At 67.9% G+C, this 19831-nt stretch carries 17 protein-coding genes and 4 pseudogenes; 11 read left to right on the plus strand and 10 right to left on the minus strand.

Going from position 1 to position 19831, the window contains the following annotated elements; genetic code table 11:
• Positions 1-249 precede the first annotated feature (249 nt).
• Positions 250-375 (plus strand): hypothetical protein, encoded by a 126-nt coding sequence (locus ACFTZL_RS20935; protein ID WP_382584767.1) that lies wholly within the window; start codon positions 250-252, stop codon positions 373-375.
• A 118-nt stretch (positions 376-493) separates the two neighbouring features.
• On the opposite strand, the gene ACFTZL_RS20940 is transcribed toward ACFTZL_RS20935, so the two are convergent.
• Entirely contained in the window at positions 494-871 is a 378-nt protein-coding gene (locus ACFTZL_RS20940) for a hypothetical protein (protein ID WP_382584770.1), read from the minus strand.
• A 240-nt stretch (positions 872-1111) separates the two neighbouring features.
• Between ACFTZL_RS20940 and ACFTZL_RS20945 the strand changes: the two are divergent.
• Positions 1112-1315: pseudogene (locus ACFTZL_RS20945) on the plus strand (VOC family protein); the annotation flags it as partial.
• A 332-nt stretch (positions 1316-1647) separates the two neighbouring features.
• On the opposite strand, the gene ACFTZL_RS20950 reads toward ACFTZL_RS20945, so the two are convergent.
• On the minus strand, positions 1648-1824 hold the full coding sequence (locus tag ACFTZL_RS20950; RefSeq protein ID WP_382584773.1) for a hypothetical protein: 177 nt from the start codon (positions 1822-1824) through the stop codon (positions 1648-1650).
• A gap of 300 nt (positions 1825-2124) precedes the next feature.
• On the opposite strand from ACFTZL_RS20950, the gene ACFTZL_RS20955 reads away from it, so the two are divergent.
• Both ACFTZL_RS20955 and ACFTZL_RS20960 read left to right on the plus strand, forming a co-directional pair.
• Positions 2125-2763 carry an RNA polymerase sigma factor gene (locus ACFTZL_RS20955; RefSeq protein WP_382584776.1) on the plus strand — a complete coding sequence of 213 codons (639 nt, stop codon included), beginning with the start codon at positions 2125-2127 and terminating at the stop codon, positions 2761-2763.
• Positions 2760-3797, plus strand: coding sequence for a CU044_5270 family protein (locus ACFTZL_RS20960; protein WP_382584779.1), 1038 nt, complete (start codon positions 2760-2762; stop codon positions 3795-3797). The genes ACFTZL_RS20955 and ACFTZL_RS20960 overlap by 4 nt, the downstream gene beginning before the upstream one ends.
• A 17-nt stretch (positions 3798-3814) precedes the next feature.
• On the opposite strand, the pseudogene ACFTZL_RS20965 reads toward ACFTZL_RS20960, so the two are convergent.
• Positions 3815-4312, minus strand: a pseudogene (locus ACFTZL_RS20965) (ERAP1-like C-terminal domain-containing protein); the annotation flags it as partial.
• 442 nt (positions 4313-4754) lie between these two features.
• On the opposite strand from ACFTZL_RS20965, the gene ACFTZL_RS20970 reads away from it, so the two are divergent.
• Positions 4755-5279: an ATP-binding protein gene (locus tag ACFTZL_RS20970; protein WP_382584781.1), complete on the plus strand. Its 525-nt coding sequence runs from the start codon at positions 4755-4757 to the stop codon at positions 5277-5279.
• 78 nt (positions 5280-5357) lie between these two features.
• On the opposite strand, the pseudogene ACFTZL_RS20975 reads toward ACFTZL_RS20970, so the two are convergent.
• A pseudogene (locus ACFTZL_RS20975) lies at positions 5358-5465 on the minus strand (XRE family transcriptional regulator); the annotation flags it as partial.
• A gap of 272 nt (positions 5466-5737) precedes the next feature.
• Positions 5738-6268 (minus strand): transposase family protein, encoded by a 531-nt coding sequence (locus ACFTZL_RS20980; protein WP_382584783.1) that lies wholly within the window; start codon positions 6266-6268, stop codon positions 5738-5740.
• 280 nt (positions 6269-6548) lie between these two features.
• On the opposite strand from ACFTZL_RS20980, the gene ACFTZL_RS20985 reads away from it, so the two are divergent.
• The 5 genes and pseudogenes from ACFTZL_RS20985 to ACFTZL_RS21005 all read left to right on the plus strand — a co-directional run.
• Complete coding sequence (locus ACFTZL_RS20985) at positions 6549-7817, plus strand: MFS transporter (RefSeq protein WP_382584786.1); 1269 nt, start codon at positions 6549-6551, stop codon at positions 7815-7817.
• Between the two features lie 643 nt (positions 7818-8460).
• The gene (locus tag ACFTZL_RS20990) at positions 8461-8868 is read left to right on the plus strand and encodes a hypothetical protein (RefSeq protein WP_382584788.1); all 408 of its coding nucleotides are present in this window, start codon (positions 8461-8463) and stop codon (positions 8866-8868) included.
• A 426-nt stretch (positions 8869-9294) separates the two neighbouring features.
• Positions 9295-10989 (plus strand): hypothetical protein, encoded by a 1695-nt coding sequence (locus tag ACFTZL_RS20995; protein ID WP_382584791.1) that lies wholly within the window; start codon positions 9295-9297, stop codon positions 10987-10989.
• Positions 10990-11243: 254 nt separating this feature from the next.
• A complete protein-coding gene (locus ACFTZL_RS21000; RefSeq protein WP_382584793.1) occupies positions 11244-12611 on the plus strand; it encodes a cytochrome P450 in 1368 nt (455 codons plus the stop codon).
• A 126-nt stretch (positions 12612-12737) separates the two neighbouring features.
• A pseudogene (locus ACFTZL_RS21005) lies at positions 12738-12863 on the plus strand (transposase family protein); the annotation flags it as partial.
• A 134-nt stretch (positions 12864-12997) separates the two neighbouring features.
• On the opposite strand, the gene ACFTZL_RS21010 reads toward ACFTZL_RS21005, so the two are convergent.
• Positions 12998-14284 (minus strand): aldehyde dehydrogenase family protein, encoded by a 1287-nt coding sequence (locus tag ACFTZL_RS21010; protein WP_382584808.1) that lies wholly within the window; start codon positions 14282-14284, stop codon positions 12998-13000.
• Positions 14285-14420: 136 nt separating this feature from the next.
• Positions 14421-15359, minus strand: a complete 939-nt coding sequence (locus tag ACFTZL_RS21015) for an ATP-binding protein (RefSeq protein ID WP_382584796.1) — start codon at positions 15357-15359, stop codon at positions 14421-14423.
• Positions 15360-15562: 203 nt separating this feature from the next.
• On the opposite strand from ACFTZL_RS21015, the gene ACFTZL_RS21020 reads away from it, so the two are divergent.
• On the plus strand, positions 15563-16006 hold the full coding sequence (locus ACFTZL_RS21020) for an HNH endonuclease family protein (RefSeq protein WP_382584811.1): 444 nt from the start codon (positions 15563-15565) through the stop codon (positions 16004-16006).
• 70 nt (positions 16007-16076) lie between these two features.
• Here ACFTZL_RS21020 and ACFTZL_RS21025 read toward each other — a convergent pair whose 3' ends face one another.
• The 3 genes from ACFTZL_RS21025 to ACFTZL_RS21035 are packed head-to-tail and all read right to left on the minus strand — an operon-like array spanning position 16077 to position 19632.
• Positions 16077-18422: an ABC transporter permease gene (locus ACFTZL_RS21025; RefSeq protein ID WP_382584799.1), complete on the minus strand. Its 2346-nt coding sequence runs from the start codon at positions 18420-18422 to the stop codon at positions 16077-16079.
• Positions 18419-19111 (minus strand): ABC transporter ATP-binding protein, encoded by a 693-nt coding sequence (locus ACFTZL_RS21030; protein WP_382584802.1) that lies wholly within the window; start codon positions 19109-19111, stop codon positions 18419-18421. Before ACFTZL_RS21030 ends, ACFTZL_RS21025 begins: the two co-directional genes overlap by 4 nt.
• Positions 19108-19632, minus strand: coding sequence for a PadR family transcriptional regulator (locus ACFTZL_RS21035; protein ID WP_382584805.1), 525 nt, complete (start codon positions 19630-19632; stop codon positions 19108-19110). Before ACFTZL_RS21035 ends, ACFTZL_RS21030 begins: the two co-directional genes overlap by 4 nt.
• Positions 19633-19831 lie beyond the last annotated feature (199 nt).

Below are 19831 nucleotides of genomic sequence, written 5' to 3' on the forward strand. Positions count from 1 at the left end.
TGGCACGTGCGAGCGTGCCACCGGCGACAGGGGCCGAGTCAGGCCTGAGGCTGCCTGCCGATGCCGATGCCCCGGTTCATCAGAGAGTCGAACACGCGGTCCGAGACCATGCCGCGCAGGGCGATCAGGGGGCGGGCACCGAACCCGGCGGCATAGCGGGTCCTGCAGGTCGACTACTGCCGCCGAGTCGGAATCGACGTCGTCATCCGCGGAGTCCGCGGCGTTCCCGACCTGGGCTACGAAATGCCGATGGCCCGCATGAACCACGAACTGGCCGGTATCGAAACGTTCTTCATCGCTGCAGACCCGGCCCTGGCCCACATCTCCTCCACTCTCGTCACTGCGATGACTCAACAGGGCCGTGTCCCCGAATGATGATTTGAGCGAGCTTCTTCCAGCAGGTGGGGGGCAGCACGACTCCATACACCGCGGGCCCCGAGGGATGCCTCTTCTCCCCCGGGGCCCGCGGTGTGACCGAAACAGGTCAGGCGCCTCAGGGAGACGGGCAGCGGCGGCGCAGCTCCGCAACCCAAGCCTGGAGCGGGGCTTCGAGGGCGAGGTTCTCGCCGCGGGCCACGGTCTGGAGCAGCTCGGCGCACACCGTCGATTCGGCGGCGAGGCCGGCCGGGCTGCCCAGAGCGGGGGCGCTGCCCCAGCTTTCCCAGTACAGGATCCGCAGAGGCGCGGTGCGGTTCACCCAGTGCAGGTCGCCGTGGGCGGTGGTCCAGCAGGGTGCCGCCGGGGCCGGGATGCCGACGAACTCAGGGATCGCCCGGTCCATGTACTGCTGCCGTACGGCGACGCGGTCGGTACCGGCCACCGATACCTTGTCCAGCACCGCGGCGAGGTCGGTCCACCAGGAGTCCGGCAACGTCGCCCAGTCGAGGCCAAGGTCAGCCAGCGCCCCTGCGTTCCCGCCCTCAAGAACCGCCGTAGCCGCGTCGGGTTCGGAGGGACTGCAGGCTGGAAGAGCCGAGGAGAGGCGCCGATGTGCTGCATCGACCCGCCTCGCTTCATCGGCGGACAGGCTGTCCCTGCCGTGTCCATCCCTGCCCACGGACACCCATCCACCACTATGGGAGCAAACATTCCATGTGCCTGGAGGTCTTGCATGCATCGTGATGGTTTTCCTGCCCCGGATTCCGGGCTTCTCCTCACTCACTTTCTGACGGTGACCGACGTAGCTCGATCTCGCGCTTTCTACACCGACGTTCTCGGCGGTGAGGTGGTGCTCGAGGAGAACCCCTGCACCATCAAGCTCGCCAACGGATGGATCATCATGAACCCGGGTGGCGGCCCTTCGCCGCCGCGGCCCGCGGGAGGGATCGCTACGGCATCCCTGTCGAGGTGCTGCTCGGTGCCCTCGACAACGCCCGCACGAGGCCGTCGTCGACACGTCGACGGGGCACCGGTATCAGCGTGCTTACACCCAGGCACTCGGCGAGCGCACGCTCGCTGCCCAGGTCGACGAGCTGTACAGGCCCTTGTTCGACGCCCTGTCCGAGCGGCTCGCGATCCCGTACCCGATCGAGATGTACTCAAGGCAGCAGGCCGACGAGCAGTACCGGCGCACGTGCTTCGAGCGCACCGCCGCATCGACGCCGCCCGCTGGCGGCTCGACCCCGCGCACGCCCCCCGGCAGCCGCCTTAAGGCGTCATGACAGGCCTGGCGTCCAGGGCTGCGCGTACTCGTGTGGCGATGCGCTCGTGCCTACGGACGAAGGTCGGGTCCTGGAGCTTCTCCGGTTCGGGAAGGCGTCCCTGCTCGGTGGCCCAGCCCTTGTAGGCAGTCCAGCCCAGGGAAGGCAATCCGACTCGGTCCATGTCACAGTCGATGCCGCGCTCTGCTCCGGTGACAGCCGGGTCCCTGTCGCTTCAAAGCTGCCGGGCAGCAGATTCCGGCAGGCGGTGTGGGGGAAGTCGTCAACGGCGGCGAGGACGACGTGCGCGGTGGCAGCCTCCAGGTCGATCGAGGGCGATGGTTCGTGAGGGCTTCGAAGGGGGTGCGGGGCGAGCCGACGGGTGACGGCGGCCCATCCGAGCGGACCGTGAACCCTTTCCCGTCTGCCGGGCAAGTACGGGTGAACGCTGACCCGCCCACCCACGACACCCCACGGACCGTCCATGACTGATGCACCGTGTCGCCCCTCTTCAGGGGACGGCACCCTCGCAGGCGATACCGCGGACGGCGACGCCTCTCTGATCGCGGCGTCCATCGAGGAACCCGAGCTCTTCGCCGTGTTCTTCGACCGGCACGCGCCCGCCATCCACCGGTACGTCGCCCGGCGGCTCGGGCAGGACGCGGCCGATGACGTCACAGCGGAGACGTTTCTGACGGCCTTCCGGATACGCGAGCGGTTCGACGCGGAGCGGGCCGGTGTGCGGCCCTGGCTGCACGGGATCGCCGCCAAGCAGATCAGCCGGCACCGCCGCGAGGAGGTCAGGGCTCTGAAGATCCTGGCCCGCACCGGCAGTGACCCGGTCGCCGAGAGCTGGACCGACTCCGCGGACGACCGCCTCGCCGCACAGGCCGCGTCCCGGCCCTTGGCCGAGGCCCTGGCCAGGCTGTCCGCAGGTGACCGGCACGTCCTGCTGCTGTTCGCCTGGGCCGACTTCACCTACCAGGAGATAGCCCAGGCCCTCGACATCCCCGTGGGAACCGTACGGTCCCGGCTCAACCGGGCCCGCAGGAAGCTGCGCGCCGTGACGGAGGCGCACAGTCCGGTCCTCGAACCCCGTGTACACGAAGGTGGCCCCGCATGAACGAGCTGACCGCGCTCCGTGAACTGCGCGCCGACGCCCCTCTGCCCGACAGTGATCGCCTGGCCCCCGCTCGGGTCCGGCTCACCGAGGTGTTCCGGGAGGAAGCCCCGGGCGGGCTGCGGCATGTCCTCCTTCCGCGTCGCCGGGTCGTCCTGGTGGGCGTCGCGGCGACCGCGGCCCTCTCCGTGACCGGCGGCATCGTCGCGACCCTCCCCGACGACACCCCCGCAGACGCCCCCGCCGGCCGTCAGCTCCTGTCGGCGCGGGCCTCCGCCGCTGCCCTCGAACTGGCCGCGGCGACCGTGGAGAAGACGCCGGTCGTCGAACCCGGGCCGAAGCAGTGGGTGTACGAAAAGACCACGGTCTTCGTCCAGGGCAAACCGCAGAGCGCGGAGTCGTGGACCCGCTGGGACGGCACGGGCCACGCCAGACTGCCCGGCATTCCTCCGTCGGGCCCAGTCTCGGACTTCGACCCGAACGAGCTTGAGGTCTGGTACGGGCCCAACCAGGAGGAGAAGTGGAAGAAGGAGGGCTACGACGACCGGTCCCAGCGGCAGTTCTGGCGCTTCCTCGTCACCCTGCCCGGCGAACCGGACCGCATGATGCGGCGCATCCGTGAGGAGCACGCCATCGGAGACATCGAGGGCGAGACACCCGCGGAACGCGACTGGCGGGAGATCCACGTCCTCTACCGTTCCGTGATCATCCCGTCCCACGTCCAGGCGGGGCTGTTCCGGGCACTGGCGAAGATCCCGGAGGCCCGCGTGACGAAGGGCGTCAAGGACCCCCTCGGCCGTGCGGCGATCAGCGTCAGCGTCGACTACGCCGAGCGCACGGCGTCGGGCGCCCAGGGCACGCAGGAGATCCTCTTCGACCCGGAAACGTACGCCTACCTCGGCGAGGCCGAACACCCCACGCCGATCGAGCCGCCCAAGGGACAGACGCCGTCCACCCCCTCCGGATACGACTCCGCCACGATGGTCAGCGCCCGCGCCGCCTGGGGCGTGGTGAACAAGCCGGGCGCACGCCCCTAGCGGGCGCACCCCGGGCTGAGGGCCGCGTTCGGGGCGGCGGCGGTCAGCCAGGCGTCCGTCTTGTCCAGGGTCTCCTGGGAGACCTGGACGGTCGGGTAGAGACCGACGGCGATCTGCTGGGCCATCTCGTGGGAGCGGGACTCCCAGATGTCCTTGACCACCTCGAAGTACCGGTCCGCGTACGGGGCCAGCACCTCACGCTGGTCGGTCTGGACGAACCCGCCGATGACCGCCTCCTGCACGGCGTTGGGCAGCTTGTCGGAGTCGACGACCGACGCCCACGCCTCCGCCTTGGCCTCCTCGGTCGGGCGGGACGCCCGGGCGGTGGCGGCGTGCCGTTCACCGGCGGCCGTACGGTCACGGTCGTACTCGCCCGCGATCTCCGCCTCGTCGAACCGGCCGACCGCCGCGAGCCGCTGCACGAACGACCACCGGTGTAGGCGTAGAGCATGGCAACGTCGAACCCCACGGGAGCCCCGCCCCAGCCCTCCCAGTCCAGAATCTTCAGGGGTGCGGTGAGGTTCGCCCAGTGCACATCACCGTGGCCATTGGTTCAGCAGGTCACCATCGGAGCTGATCGGTCACTGGCGGACACCGAGGACAATCGTCGAGGTCCACGAAGCCGGTCTCATCCCGGCCGGAGTCCATGTACGCGTCGAGGGCCGGGGTCGCGGCGAGAAGCAGCTGCCAGGTACATACGACGTCGTGCAGAGGTGTGAGGCTGTAGGCCAAGTGTCGGCGCGGCGCTCGTCGCTCAGCTGGGCGAGCAGCTGAGCTGCGGCGGCCGGGGCCGGCGGGGCGGGAGCCTCCTCGGGCTGCGCGCTCCTCGGCACCTCCTGGCGGGTCGTATCGCCACCGTCGTCGTCGGAGACTCCCCCGAGGCATTCGGCTTGTCGCACGTGCTCTTTCGGCAGACCATCGGTCACCCGTGGCCCGTACGGGCTAGTCTCGATTCTCGTGATCGTATGGCTCAACGGCACTCACGGTGCCGGCAAGACGACGACCAGTGCGCTCGTGCAGCAGCTGATCCCGGACTCACGGGTGTTCGACGCCGAGAAAGTCGGCGAGACACTCATGGACATCACGCCAGGGCTGCCCACGACGGACAACTTCCAGCACTGGCCGCCGTGGCGGCCACTCGTAGTCGAGACCGCCCGACGCGTCCTCGACTACACCGGCGGCACCCTGGTGATGCCCATGACGGTCCTGGTCGAGCGGTACTGGCGCGAGATCAGCTCGGGTCTTGCCCAGCACGCCATTCCGGTCCGGCATTTCGTCCTCCATGCCGACCAGGACACCCTCCGGGGGCGCATCGCGGGCGACACCGTTCTTGGCCCCAACTCCCCGTTCCGTCTCCAATACCTCGAGCCCTACGCTGAGGCGGCCCGCACATGGCTGCACGCCGAGGCCGAGGTCGTCGACACCACGCACCTCACACCCGCCCAGGCCGCCCAGCAGATCGCAGAGGCCGTCAAGAGTTGAGGGAACTATCTTCCGGCGTCACACCTCGCAGGTGACAACAGGCCTGCCTATGTGACAACTATCGTGCTTCGGCTCACACCCGAACCGGGCCCTCGTCTCCACCGTCATCCCACCCGCGGAGGCCGCCTGCTGCTGCCGGCGCTTACTCACCTGCGGCTGCCAACGGGCCCGCACCGCTTCGTCGACCTTCGCGGCGACGTCGAGTCGTAGCTGACGCCGAGCCCGCTGCATAGAGGTTCAGGTGGCCAAGTGTGGTGACAATGGCGTCGTGTGGAGTAGACCCGGCTGAGAAAGTCGTCCGGCGAAGGCCATGCTGGTCCATGTCTACGTGATACGTGGCGATGGTGGCGCGGAGACACTGTTCGACGTCCCGCCCCACGGCCTCTACGACGCGATTCACCGTCCCGTACACACTGGTAGCCGCGGTTCCCAGGTCAGTGAGGTTTTCTCAGTGGAGATCACTTCCAGTGGCGGTTGAGGGCAAGGGCGGCGCGGGCTATGTCGCTGATACGGCTGGGGCTGAGGGTGACGCGCTTGAGCGTGCGCCGGCGTTCTTTGAGTTCGGCAGCGGTGCGCTCACCGCGGGCGCGGAGGTCTCTGACCAGGCAGTTCGTGGCGCGGGTGTCGGTGTCTAGGGCTTGTTCCGACTTCCCCTCCGGGCGGCGGACCGGGACGCGGATGCCGATGCCGGCGCCGATGTATCCCTTGTCGGCCAGGGTGGGCAGGACGTGCAGCCGGGCGGCGAGGATGTCGATGCCCTCGTGCAGGTAGCGATAGCTGGTGGCCTGGGAGATGCCAGCGTCCCTGGCCGGACAGTGCACGCAGCCCCGCTCACGGAACCAGCGCAGCACGAGGACCGCCTGCCGGAACGTGCCCAGTGCGCGCGAGCCCCGCGGGGTGCCCAGACGACGGCGATGCGCGGCAAGCAGCCGGGCGAGGTGCACCACAATGTGGCGCGGGACATCGAGCGTGGCAGTACAGGTGACCAACCTGAAGCCTCTGGTTCAGCGGACGATCTTGTGGTGAGAACCGTCCTACCAGGGGCCGAGGTCTGGGATTTCCCTGACTTCGCGCCCACGCTGGCTCCAAGATGTACGCAACACGCTACTGCTCCCAGCATTTGACACTTCCACCGAGAATGGCCGCGGCGCCGGCAACTGTGCCCGGATGGCCGGCCCAATATCCTGCGCGAAGTATGGACTGGAGGTTCCGGTCGGCGGCGGGGCTCGACACTAATGATCACCGGAGTCACCAAGGGGAGCCCGCAGCATGACCGGCACCACGGAGGCCCTTGGCGGGTCGGCTGCAGTCGACGATGCAGCACGAAGTGTCACGCGCCCGTTCTACGTATACGCCGTGCTCGCCAACACGCTGTTCCAGCGCGGCGTATTTGTCCTCTTCCTTTATCAGCGCGGCTTCTCCGTCGGGCAAGTGGCCCTACTGCAGACACTGCTCTACCTGGTCAGTGGACTTGCGGAGTTGCCGACGGGAGTCATCGCCGACCGAATCGGCAGGCGTGCCAGCATAGTGATCGGCCAGATGCTGATAGCTGGATGTCTGCTCGGTCAGGTGGCGTTCTCCAACTACTGGGCGTTCCTGGCGCTGTTCATCGGGCAGGGCGTGGGCATGGCATGTGTGTCCGGTTCGGATACCGCCCTGCTGTACGACCTGCTCGTGCGTCGTGGTGCAACGGCCAGCTACGTCAAGATCAAGTCCCGGTTCACCATGCTCGGGACGGTCACCTCGGGAGCCGCCATCGTCCTCGGCGGCCAACTGCAGCAGATTTCCTGGGGAGTCGTCTACGTCGGCTCGGCGGCGTGCCTCGTTCTGGCCATGGTGGTGCTGATGTCAGGGGTGCCCGAGATCCGCGGCTCGGACGCGGTGGACGAGCAGGACGGAGCCGAGGAGCACGGCGACACCACAGCGTGGCGGGCGATGCTTCGGGTCGCCACGCCGGCGCTCGTGACGCTTGGCGTGGTGTCCGGATTGATGCATGCGACTCTGACGCCCTACATCATTTTTACGCAGAAGACCCTCTCCGATCAGGGAGCGGGCACCGCATTGGTCAGCGTGGTCATAGCGGCGGGATTCTTCGTCGGCGGGCTCACTCCATTGCTGTCGGACCGCGCGGACCGGCGCATCGGGTATCGGATCATCGTCCCGATGTCTCTCCTGATGCTCGCCGTGGCGCTCGGCCTGAGCGGCCTCGGCCTTGTCTGGGTCACCATCGCCGCGTTCCTGGTCCTGGTCGGAATTCCCGAGATCACCGCCGTGATCGTGGACAACGTGTTCAACGAGGCAGTGCCGTCGCGCCACCGGGCGAGCCTGCTGTCGATGATCGCATTCGTGGAATCGGCGCTCATCGGCATCGGCTATCTCGCCCTCGGCGCGCTCATGGACGGACTGGGCTCCAGTGCGGGCATGGCCACCTACGCCGCGGTCCCCCTGCTGGCATGTCTCCTGTGGCTCCCGGTGCTCTTCCGAGGGGCACGGGTGACCACCGAGATCGAGAAATGCACCGACCGCGAGGCATTCTGAAACAGACCATCTCGATGGGAAGAATCGTGCCACTGAGAAACCTCAGTGACCTCCTCGCCTTGCCATGCTGAATTCTTGAGCCATGGTTCCATCTCTGAATGGAGCTCTCACCTGGCCAACAGAGCTCAGTGGTTCGTCGCCATCCTGCCCCGCGTATCGACTGGCAATTCGGCCGGTGCGACTCCAATACCGACCGGGGAATCGGACTCGCCGAGGCGATCTGCGCCTGAACGCGGGCTCGACCCCGGTGAACCATCTCGACGACACCGGCTGGCCACGCAAGGGGAGCGCTGGCGGATCTGGTGGTCTGGACCGCGATCCGTTCGACGGGCCAGACAGGAGAACGCGGGGACGCAGGTCGTGCTCACACACGCGAGGGCGCGCGAGTATATGCAGCTCATGAGGCTTCTGCAGTAACCCAGATCACGGCCGGGTCACGGTGTAGATCATTTACGCTCTGGGCAGCCTCGTAGCGTTCTCGATTCAACTTTCGTTCTGCGAAGCCCAGTTCGAGTGCGCAGGCGGTCTTGACCGCCGCCTGTTTGCAAGGCCGGGGGGACTCTGCGGTCCGTCTCCCGAAAGGAAGAGCATGCCTCAGGACGTCAACGTTCGACCGCCCCTTCGAACTCTGCCAGCAGACGTCTTGAGTACGCCCAAGAGCGTCTTCTGCGCTGAATCCAAGACGTGGGCCTGGTCCGCAGCCAAGCCAGGGTTCGAGGAGTGCAAGTCATGGGATCTGCCGCATGCCACCGCCCGCGCCTACCCACACGCTTCGGCCGATTACAAGAACCGGTTCTCCCCGGCCTTCCTCTTCGATGACCAGTTCGACGCCTACCTGCCGGACCGGGCCCACCGCGTCTCCGAGGTGGCGCGTGAGCTAATCGTCACCTCTGTGCGCGAGGGCAGCAGGCTGCGGGTGCTCTGCCTCGCCGAAGAAGGACACCCGGTTGCAGCTCCCGCTGATCGGCCATACGGGGCGGCTGGCATCGGATCCTCTGGCATTCCTTTAGCGGCAGCGGCACCTCGGATCCGGTGGTCCCGCCACGCCTGATGGGCAGCGAGTGCTTCCTGATCAACACTGCTGAGGCGGCCATGCCGCGAGTCTCGCAGCAGGAGTGCTTCGACAAGAGCGGGCCGTTCCGCAGGAGGCCGGCGCTTTCGAGGATGAGTCTGCCGCGGACGAGCGGTTCGCCCACAGCGAGAGCCGAGCGGGCACGGGGCAGTTCGTCCTCGAAGGGCAGCGGCGGCTCGCTCCACTGACCCGGCCGTCAACGCAGCAGGCGTGCTCCTCGCGGCCGTTCGGAGCCGGAGCCGGAGCCGTTCGCGTGAGTCCGGCTGTTCGGCGAGGCCGTCGCGGAAGGTACGGAAGATTCGCAGACGCGACCGGCCACACCACGGGCCGTTCGATTCCCCTGTATGGAACACAGCTTGAAGGGAGACCGGTGTGAAATCTCGAGGCGTAGGTGCTGTTCCGAAGGTGTCCGCCGACAGCGTTCCGGCGCAGCCCAGCGCCCAGCTCCAGCCCGGGGAGGCGGGGGACGCCCTGGCCCGCCTCTTGGCGAAGGGCATCAATGCGTGCACGGAGGAGAACCGAGACTGCCAGAGCGCCGCTCAGCAGCGGCTGGACGCGCTCGGATCCCCCCACTCCGGCACCACGCTGCCTGTGGAGGGAGCCCTGCAACTGGCGCCGCGCGCGTTCCTCCCGCCCGACGAGGAGGGCAACGCCAGGTTGCGGCAACTCGACACCAACCTGCGCATGATCGAAGCAGCCTTCCCTCAAGTCAGCACCGATACTGAGGTATGCCGACTGACCAGCAGGATGCTTGAAGGGGCCTGGATGAGCCGAGCACTCACCCCGCCGAGCGAGGATCAGCAGATATCCGACTGTGCTTGCTCTCTCTGCAGTCGGCTGCCCACTCCCCCCGAACGCACGCTGAGTGACTACAGTTGGCGGCAGAGCGCGGGTCGTCCTCTCACAACCAAGACCTGGCCGTACCGCCGGGAACTCAACAGCGTCTTGACCGGTGGGTGGTCTTGGACCCGGCAGATGAACGACCTTGAACGAGACCTGGGCCACCGCCACCGCTTCGAAGACGACATCCTCGTCTTCCACGAATACAAGCGCGTGGTCGACACCATCGATACGACGCGCCTCACTCAACTCGCCGAAGGCCGCTTGGCCGAGAATTTCAGCACCAACAGCGCACGAGCTTTGGTCTCCGGACTCTTCGCAGCCCATAAGCGGTCCGTCGACGAGTACTGGCTCCAACAGCACGACGCGGGCAGCGTTGTGCTCCCCCAGACCAACCCACTGAGCCAGAGCAGCTACTCGCTCCTGCAGATGCTGGACTGCCTGTTCTGGCACGTCTCACCCGACACCGAACTCTGGCAGGAAGAACATCTCGCCTCCCTGCTGCTGTGCCGTGTCATCGACGACATGGTCGACGTACGAGCCGATGCCCTCACCGGCGAGATCAGCAACTTCTGGCTCGCCGACATGCCCACCCACACCAAGGCGCTCTACGCTGCCTGCGCCATAGCCCTCGTCAAGTACGGGTGCATGCCCGAGGCACACAGCCCGATGTGGAACACCTGGCTCATGACCACCACCATCGTCTGGATGGGGCTCACGGGCCGCCACGCCCTGTGGTTCGACGGCATCACCCAGGGCCTTCCCCCAGCCGAGGCGTGCCCACTTTGCGACCTGCAGCCCAACGCATGCACCGGCATCCTCACCCACGGCACCACCCTCACCATCACCCCGCGGCCCACTGCACCAGCACTGAGCCCCCGGGCCGCCGAGCTATCCGCACGCTGCCGAGCCCAGTACCCCCAGACATGGCCCCTCTTCGACGCCGAGCTCCATGCCTTCGAAGCACTGCACGGCCCTTGGTACGGCAACATCGACAGCACATGGGAGATCCTGCGCCGCACTTACCTCGCCGCCGTGGAGGCATCCCGCGCCGCACCGTCCCCGGCCCGCGCTCGTCATGTCCAACAGGATGCCGGCGTAGTCGGATCTGAAATGTTCCACACGCTGCACGACCCTCAGACCGGGAGGGAAGACACCACACTGCTCGCCTACATGTTCGGCTGCGCCCACCCGCATTTCCTCTGGAACGCCACGGGATACCGTCCCACGAGCCTCGCAGGCGACTGGCTCGATGGCTGACACCTCACCCCCTGTTCCAGAAGACGAGTAGATGGTGGGGCCGTCCTCACCATCGACCTCGGACCGGTACCGCGACCCTTCAATCCACCGCGGGCTCCAGGTCCCAGGTCCTTGTCTGAATGGATAGGGGGCTCCCTCCTCCCCTCCCCACCAGCTCGTCACACGTGGCGCAGGACACGTTCATGACAGGATTGCACTTGGGAAAGTTCAGGGAAGTCATAGGGGCGCCCATGAATGCCGTGAAGGGATGACTCGTGACGTCCACTGCGCCTCCCCCCATACCTCGAGCCGCAGGATCGTTTCCGTTCATCGGCCACGCCTTTAAAATGCGCGACAACCTCGGCTTCATCGACTCGCTGCGCGAGACACGTGAACCACTCGTCGAGATCGTCCTGCAACCCGGGACGCGCACCGTCGTGGTCCAGGACCCGGCCCTGATCCACCAGATGCTCAAGGCCCTGGGGCCCACCCTCGACAAGGGGCGGCTCTACGACAAGCTGGGCCAGCTGCTGGGCGACAGTGTCGTCACCGCCACCGGCCGGACCCACGTACGCAAACGCCGCCAGGTGCAACCAGCGTTCGCCCACACCGAGATCAGCCGGTACGTCGACATCATGCGCGCCGAGGTGACGGCCACGGTCGACGGCTGGGAGCCCGGGCAGGCCCTTGACGTACGCGAGGCTATGGTCGGGCTCAGTCTCGACATGCTGGCCAAGACGGTGTTCGCCGGCAGCCTCGACGACGCCGTCTTCCGTCGGCTGCGCAGCGACCTGTCGGTGGTGTTGAACGACGTCGGTGTGCGCATCATGCTGCCCGACTGGGCCGAGCGCCTGCCGCTGCCCTTCAACCGCCGCTTCGACCGGGCCCGGGCCGGCGTACGTGCCACCATCAACACCGCCGTCGACGAGCTGCAGGCCTCCGGGCACGACACCGGGGACATGCTCTCCATGTTGCTGCGCGCCATCGACGAGGAGACCGGCGAGCCGCTGACCGGGCATCAGATCTGCTCCGAGATCCTCACCCTGGCCGTGGCGGGCACCGAGACCACTGCGTCGGTGCTGTCCTGGGCCCTGTACGAGCTCGCCCGCAACCCCGGCATCGAGGCCCGGGTCCTGGCCGAGCTGGACGAGGTCCTCGGAGACCGGCCGGTCGCCTTCGACGACGTGACCCGGCTGCCGTACCTGAACCGGGTGATCACCGAGACCCTGCGGCTGCACCACCCCGGCTGGCTGGTCACGCGCCGCACCACCGAGGAGACCCGGCTCGGCGAGTGGACGCTGCCCGTCGGCACCGAACTGGCCTACTGCCAGCACGCCTTGCACCGCGACCCCGAGCGCTTCCCCGAGCCGGACACCTTCGCCCCGGACCGGTGGACCGATCCCGCGCAGGAGCCTCCGCCGGGCGCGTTCCTGCCCTTCGGGGACGGCAAGCACAAGTGCATGGGGGACCGTCTCGCCCTCACCGAGATGGTCACGGCGCTCGCGACGATGCTGCGTTCGGTACGGCTGGAACTCTCCGAGGGCCAGGTCATCCGCCAGGTCGCGCGGCTCACCGTGCGGCCGCACACCCTGCGGATGACCGTCCGCCCCCGGAATCGTCCCGGAGCCGGGGGCGGTCTCTAGCGTGTGTCTCCTCGATGGGCTGGTCAGTTGATCGGATGCGTCCGTCCGATTGGTGATCACTGATGCGATGTGGAGCAGCCGTGAACAGGGCCTCTCGCATCTCCGGTGTATGGGTGGGGTGTTGAAGCCGAGCGGGTGCTGCTGGTGGCTGTCTACTACCGCACGAACCTCACCACGCGGCAGCTTGCGCCGCTCTTCGGGGTCTCGCCGGCCACCGTGTGCCGGGTGATCCAGCGGCTCGGCCCACTGCTGGTTTCGTCCACGGAATCCGGCACCACTTGTCGCTCAGGGCCGAGAACGCCTTGCTTGGCCGTAGGAATATGTCTGTGGGAGCATCGAGGTGCTCCCAGGGATGAGTAAGGCGATACACCGTGCCTGCGGAGCTGTCAGCCTGCCAGTCGAGCTTTCCAGATCTCCTCGCTGGGCCATTGCTGGGCCCAGTCGGCCAAAACTTCTTCGTAGTTCCGCGCATGCTGGGGTGCCTGAATTTCAATCAGGTCTTCAACGACGAAGTCGCAGGCCCGCAGCAGACGGAGCATCTCACCGTGCGGCAGGACGAACTCCACATGATTTCCCCAGTCCAGCCGCGTCAGGCCGAATTGGCTGCGGGACAGAGTGGTGGATGCCGGTCCCTCGGACGGAACACACAGCGCGAACAGCGGTGAGTAGCGCGAGAACACCAGCCGGCCTCCAGGCACAAGAAGCCGGGCTGCCTCCGGGATCCACTGGTAGGGGTCGCACCACAGCGAGGCGCCGTATTCGCTGATCGCCAGGCCGAACGTGTTGTCCTCGTAGGGCACCTTCTCGGCATTGCCCAGGACAAGAGGGAAGTCGATGCCGAACTCCGCCTGCATCGCGCGAGCAGTGGCGAGCTGCTTCTCCGAGAGGTCGATCCCGACCGGGTGGGCTCCTGCTCTGGCCAGCCAAGCGGAAACGTAGGCAGTACCGCAGCCCAACTCAATGGTGCGCATCCCGTCGATGCCGTCGGGAAGCACGGAGACCTGCGACTCAGGGGTGGCCCACAATCCCCAGGACGGTTCCACCTGCGCCCAGTGATCACGGGCGAGCGGCCCGTGCCACGCAGCCGCCTCGTCATCCCAAAAGCGCCGGTTCTGCTCCACATGGTCCGCCGGGCCGTCATGAGTCATGGAGGCATTCGATCGAAGATGCTGCTGTTGCGGCAACGGAATTTCCACGGCGCCGGACTCCCTCGAGACGCGCGGCCGAACCGGCCCCGTCCGTCGGCTCCCACTCTTCGTGTTCGGTGTCAAGTGATCGGCAGCGACCGCATCGATGAGCGGCCCAATCTGGGCCTCCGGGTCTCGCGGGTCGCCGGCCACCAGTATCGCGGCCCGCTCGGCCGGCCGGACGGAGAACTCTGCTGCGATGCTCCGGTCAACGATGATCCGCTCACTCGACGTGCCGATCCGGCCCTGGGGCAGCAAGGCGGCGACACAGGCTGTCTCGACCGAGGCGTCGAGATCGGCGTCGGCCAGGACGAGCAAAGAAGCCTTGCCGTCGAGTTCGAGGACGACGCGAGTGTGGCGGCCGGCAAGCTCGGCGACGGTCCGGCCGGCCGATGCCGAGCCGGTGAAGTTGACCCGTGTCACGGCGGGTTGGGCGATGAGGGCCGCCATAACCTCGGCGGCGTCTTCCGGCGTATACGTGATGATTCAAGCCAGGTGTGTACCGCAGTGGCGTCAGGAGTACGCCCCGACATCGCCCGATCAGGTTCAGTAGTTCTTGCCGACGTGGCGTGGCGTGGCCGGGCGGCGAGTGACGACATCCCGTGGCGTCGGGGGGGACGTCCTACTTCGATCCGCGCAGGTGTCCGGTGCTCACCAGAGGGAGCACCAGACGGAAGACGCACCCGGAACCAGCTCCGGTGTCGAGTTCGAGGCGGCCGCCGTGCCCCTGGGCGATCGCTGACGCGATGGCGAGGCCGAGGCCGCTGCCGCCTTGGTCGCGGGAGCGGGAGGGGTCGACGCGGTAGAAGCGCTCGAAGACCCGGTCGGCCTCTTCGGGCGGCAGGCCCGGCCCCAGGTCGGCGACCTCGATGAGACAGATCGCCTTGTCCTCGGCCAGGGGTGAGGCGGCACTGGTGCGGCCGGGACGGTCGATGCCGCCTGCCGCCGCCCCTGCGTGGGCGGTGCCCACGCGCACGTCGAGCGGTGTGTGGACGAGGGCGTTGGACAGCAGGTTGTTGACCACCTGGAGCGGGCGGTCGGGGTCGCCGACGGTCTCCACGACCTCGAGCTCGGTGTCCTCGGCCGGGGCGTCAAGGGGGCTGAGTGTGACGCGGTGTTCGCTGCCTGCGCGCACCGCCGCCGCGCTCACCGCGTCGGCCGCGAGCGAGAGCAGATCGACGCGGACTCTGCGGTAGGCGGGTTCCTGGTCGAGCTTGGCGAGCAGCAGCAGGTCGTCGACGAGGAGGTTCATGCGCTCGGCGTCCTTGGCGACCTGTTCGTCACCCTCCCGGCACTGGGCGGCGGGCCGGTCCGGGTGGCGTAGGGCGAGTTCGGCGAAGCCCTGGATGGAAGTGAGGGGCGTACCAAGTTCGTGGCCGGCGTCGGCGACGAAGCGGCGCAGCCGGGCTTCTGCCAACTCCCGCTGCCGCAGGGCCTGTTGGAGGCGGTCAAGCATGTCGTTCAGTACGGTGCCGAGGCGTCCGGTCTCGGTGTGCGGGTCGGTGTCGGGCAGGCGCAGGGTGAGATCGCCGGCGGTGATGTCCTGGGCCGTGTGTTCCATCCGGGTCAGAGGGAGCAGGCCGAGTCGGACCACCCAGCGACCGACGGCGACTGGCCGCATCCGCACTGGCGGCCGGCACCCCCGCACAGGCCGCACCCGCCGACGTCACTCTGCCGCTGCGCGAGGCCATCTCCTAGCTGGGCATCGACGTCGCAGACCGCACCGGCTACGACCGGGTCCGGGAGTACGTCGCCGCCACCGACATCGACCACGTCGTGCCGCTGGCCGAGGCCTGGGACAGCGGGGCCAAGGCCTGGACGAAGGCCAAGCGGGTCACCTACGCCAACTACCTCGACGGCGAACGCCACCTGGAGGCCGTCAGCCAGCGCTCCAACCGCCAGAAGTCCGACCAGGACGTCACCGACTGGCTCCCGGTCGACTCCGCCGTCTGCAAGTACCTGACCTCCTGGGTGCCCATCAAGCTCTCCTGGAACCTGACAGTCGACCAGGCCGAACACGCTGCGGCTCGGCTGGCGCCCGTCCCAAGCGCGCTCCCAGCGGTCCGGGTCCACCCACGGCGGTTCCCGTTTCGGCTGAGCCAGAATCTCGTCCCGCATCCCTACGAACGCGTCCTCCAGCCGCCTCACCCAACTGCGGATGCCGCTGTGCGCCGAGGGCGCCCTGACCGTGAGTGTGCTGACCGCTGACCGGGCTTGCCTGCGTGCGAGGTGGACTCCTCCTGGCAGGAGGAGTCCACTTCGGGGGGTGTGTGAGGGGCTATTCCGTACGCAGGCCCGCTGGGCGCATCATCCGCAGCAGCGGCGGCAGGCTGAGCAGGGTGACCACGCCGACCACGGTCGCGCCGACGCCGGTCATGGTGAGCACACTCGCCCAGTCCATGGCCACCGGTGTACGGGTCATCTTCAGCAGCACCGAGCCGAGGGTGATACCCACCGTTGTGGCCAGTAGGAGGCCGAGTCCGACCGGCAGGGCCGTCTGCCACAGCACCGACAGGCTCAGCGTGCGGCGCCGGGTGCCGAAGGCGACCAGCGCGGAGAGCAGTTTCCTGCGCTCGCGCAGCTGTTCCAGCTGGGAGACCAGCAGACTCGCTCCGATCAGTGCCAGCACGAAGGCGGAGCCGACGAACAGGCCGGTGCGGATGGAGGTGTACTTGGCGTCCTCCTGAGTCGCCGACCAGCCGAAGGTCTGTGCCAGGGGGTCGATACGGGCGGAGACGTTGCGTATGTACTCCCGTGAGTCCGGCACCGAGGAATCCAGACGAAGGTAGACACCCTCCGAGAACAACGCGGGCGCGGCCTCCTTGGGCAGGGCGGCGGGGGTGACCAGCAGACTCGTGTAGTCCTGCAGTGAGTCCTTGCGCGCGTTGACCTCCCGAACGTTCGCCGGAACGGTCCAGGGCACCTCGATGCCGCGTTCGTCGCCGTCGTAGGACGGGTCGATGTAGAGCTGCCGACCGGGCTTCACCAGGGCGATTTCGGATGCGTTGCTGGGATCCTCGTAGCCGCTCCGCGTCCGCGTGATGAACACGTCACCGTCCTTGCAGGAGGGCAATGTGGCGAGTTCGCGCAGGGCGGCGCAGTTGCCCACGGTCAGGCCGTTGCTGTTCTCCGGGTCGCGACGTGAGTCCCCGTACTCGGAACTGGCCAGGGCCACCGCGGCCCGGACACCCTTGGTGCCGGTGAATTCGCGCTCGATGCCGGACAACGGCTTGGGGTCGCTGAAGGCGACCTGCATCTGGACCCGGTCGGGGTCCTGGCCGGTGTTCTCGGTGTACTGGCTCTGCGTTCCCGTGAAGAGCATCTGCAGCGCGATGGCCCCGGCCACCGCAACGGCGATGCCGTTGACCATGCGGGCGGCGGTGCCGCTGCTCAGCTGCAGTCGTCGCACGGCGAGCTGCCAGGACAGTGGGCCCTTGCCGAGCCGGACGACGACCGACTCCACGACCCAGGGCAGCAGGGCGGTGATGCCGATCAGCAGCATCAGGACTCCGCCGATGACGAGGTACTGGTTGAAGTCTCCGTCCTTGCGGCCTTGGCCGATCATCGGGTAGAGCATCCCGAGGCCGGCCAGTGTCGGCAGCAGCCGCCACCACAGCCGGCGGCGGCTCTGCTTGGCCGCGCGCACGACACCGAGGGGTTCGACGACCACGCCGCGCATCGCGAGCAGCGTGACCAGCACCGCGGCGACCGGCACCGCCACCGCGACCAACGCGGCAAGCGCGGGAGTGGGGTTGAGGTAGCTGGGCCAGACGCTCACGCCCAGCAACTCGCCGCTGCCCAGCTTCTGGCGGCCGAGCAAGAAGAAGCCGGTGCCCACGACCAGGCCGAGGAGGGCTCCGGCCAAGGCCTCGCCCGCCGCGATCCGCCGGGTCATCGACCGGTCGGAGCCGACCAGGCGCAGCGCGGCGAGGCGGCGGTCGCGGCGGTCGCCGCCGAAGCGGACGGCGGCGGCGATGAACACGGCGACCGGCGTCAGCAGCACCACGAACACGACCAGGACCATGAGCAGCAGCACCGGGTCGGTCTTCCCGGGCTTCGCGTCCGGTTTGCCGAACTTGGCCAGCCGCGTCGCCGGCGAGGAGTCCGTGAGCTTCAACCCTGAGGCGCCCGCGTAGTAAGCCAGTTCGTGCGAGCCGATCAGCCCGTTCTCACCGATCGTGCCGGTGATCTTGTACGGCAGGCGCTCCCGCAGCAGTTTCGCGTCGCCCGAGTCCAGCAGGTCCTTGAGCGCGGGGGAAGCCACCATCTCGCCCTTGCCCGGGAAGCGGTCGACTCCCGGGGGCAGCGGCGCCCGCCTGCCCTCGGGTTCGACGAACCGGCCCCTGATGTCGTCGTCGTGCCAGGTGCTGTCGGCGTCGGCGATCAGGAGCGTGTTGTCGGCCTTGGGCGGGACCGTCAGGGCGTACGTGTTGGCGTAGCGGGCGTCCTCCACCTTGCTGCGGGAGGCGAACACGTTGGGCATCGCGGTGCACAACAGGAGCAGGGCGACGCCGAGGCCGACGCCGACCGCTGTCAGCGTCGTTCGGACCCAGCCCTCGCGGCCGCCGGTGACGGCGAACCGGGCTCCCATGGCCAGGTCTGTGGACCACTGGCGCGGATTCATATGGCGCGCTCCATGTCCCGGGACTTGCCGTCGCGTACGACGATCTCGCGGTCGGAGTAGGCGGCCACCCGCGTCTCGTGGGTGACGAGGACGACGGCGGCGTTGGTGGATCGGGCCGCGTCGGTGAGCAGTTCCATCACGCGCTCACCGTTGTGGGAGTCGAGCGCGCCGGTCGGTTCGTCGGCGAACAGCACCCGGGGGCCGGTGACCAGCGCGCGGGCCACGGCGACGCGCTGGCCCTGGCCGCCGGAGACCTCGCCGGGCCGCTTGCCCTCCAGGTCGTCGACCTCCAGGCGCTCCATCCAGCCGAGCGCCGCCCGCTCGGCTTCCTTGCGGGAGGTGCCGTTCAACCTGAGCGGCAGGGCGACGTTCTCCACGCAGGTCAGTTCCGGCACGAGCTGCCCGAACTGGAACACGAAGCCGAACTCGGAGCGGCGCAACGCGCTGCGCTGGGCGTCGCTCATCGTCGTCACCTCGCGCCCGTTGTAGGTGATCGACCCGGAGTCGGGCGGCAGGATGCCCGCGAGGCAGTGCAGCAGCGTCGACTTGCCGGAGCCGGAAGGGCCCATGACGGCGACGACCTCGCCGGGGTGGATGGAGAACTCGGCGCCGTCGAGGGCGTGAGTGTGCCCGTAGGTCTTGCGCAGGTCCTGCCCGGTGAGCAGGGAACCAGAGGGAGAGTGGGTCATCGGGCTACGGCCTCACGGAGTTTGTCGAGTCGGGCGGCGGTCAGCTCCAGCCAGCGCAGGTCGGCTTCGAGGTGGAAGAGGGCGTGGTCGCAGATCAGCTGGTCCGCCAGATCGCCGTTGCGCTTGCGGTCGGTCAGGATGCGCATGCTGCGCAGGTGCTCGGAGCGTTGGGTGTCCAGGATGTCGGCGGCGTCCCGGTGGGTGAGCAGCGCGAGGACGACTTTGGTGTAGAGGGTCGACTGGAGGTACTCCTCCGGCTTCTGCGGTGTCGCGAGCCACCGCTCGACGTCGGTGACGCCGGCGTCGGTGATCGCGTAGCGCTTGCGCTCCGGGCCGCCGCCGGCCTCGATCCCGTCGACCTCGACGAGGCCGTTCTTCAGCAGCCGGGACATCGTCGAGTAGACCTGGCCGTAGTGCAGCGGCCGGTCGTGACCGAACATCTCGTCGAAGGCCCGCTTCAGGTCGTAACCGTGCCGCGGGCCGGACTCAAGGAGCCCTAAAAGAGTGTGACCGATGGACATGACCCGTACTCTACACACTGTGTATACGCGATATGTATACACCGAGTGTTTAGCTCATGGCGGGGTGTACGGCAGTGCAGGTGAGGGAGCCGGGAAATCCGATCATCACGGTTCAGAAACAGGCAGCGAGTCGCCGGGTGACGTGGGAAGACCACAAAGAAGGCCCCGGCGAAGAAGACGTCCGGGCGCGGTCCTCCCG

Origin of the sequence: Streptomyces sp. NPDC056948 (assembly GCF_042674225.1) — a bacterium.
GTDB classification, from domain to species: domain Bacteria; phylum Actinomycetota; class Actinomycetes; order Streptomycetales; family Streptomycetaceae; genus Streptomyces; species Streptomyces purpurascens.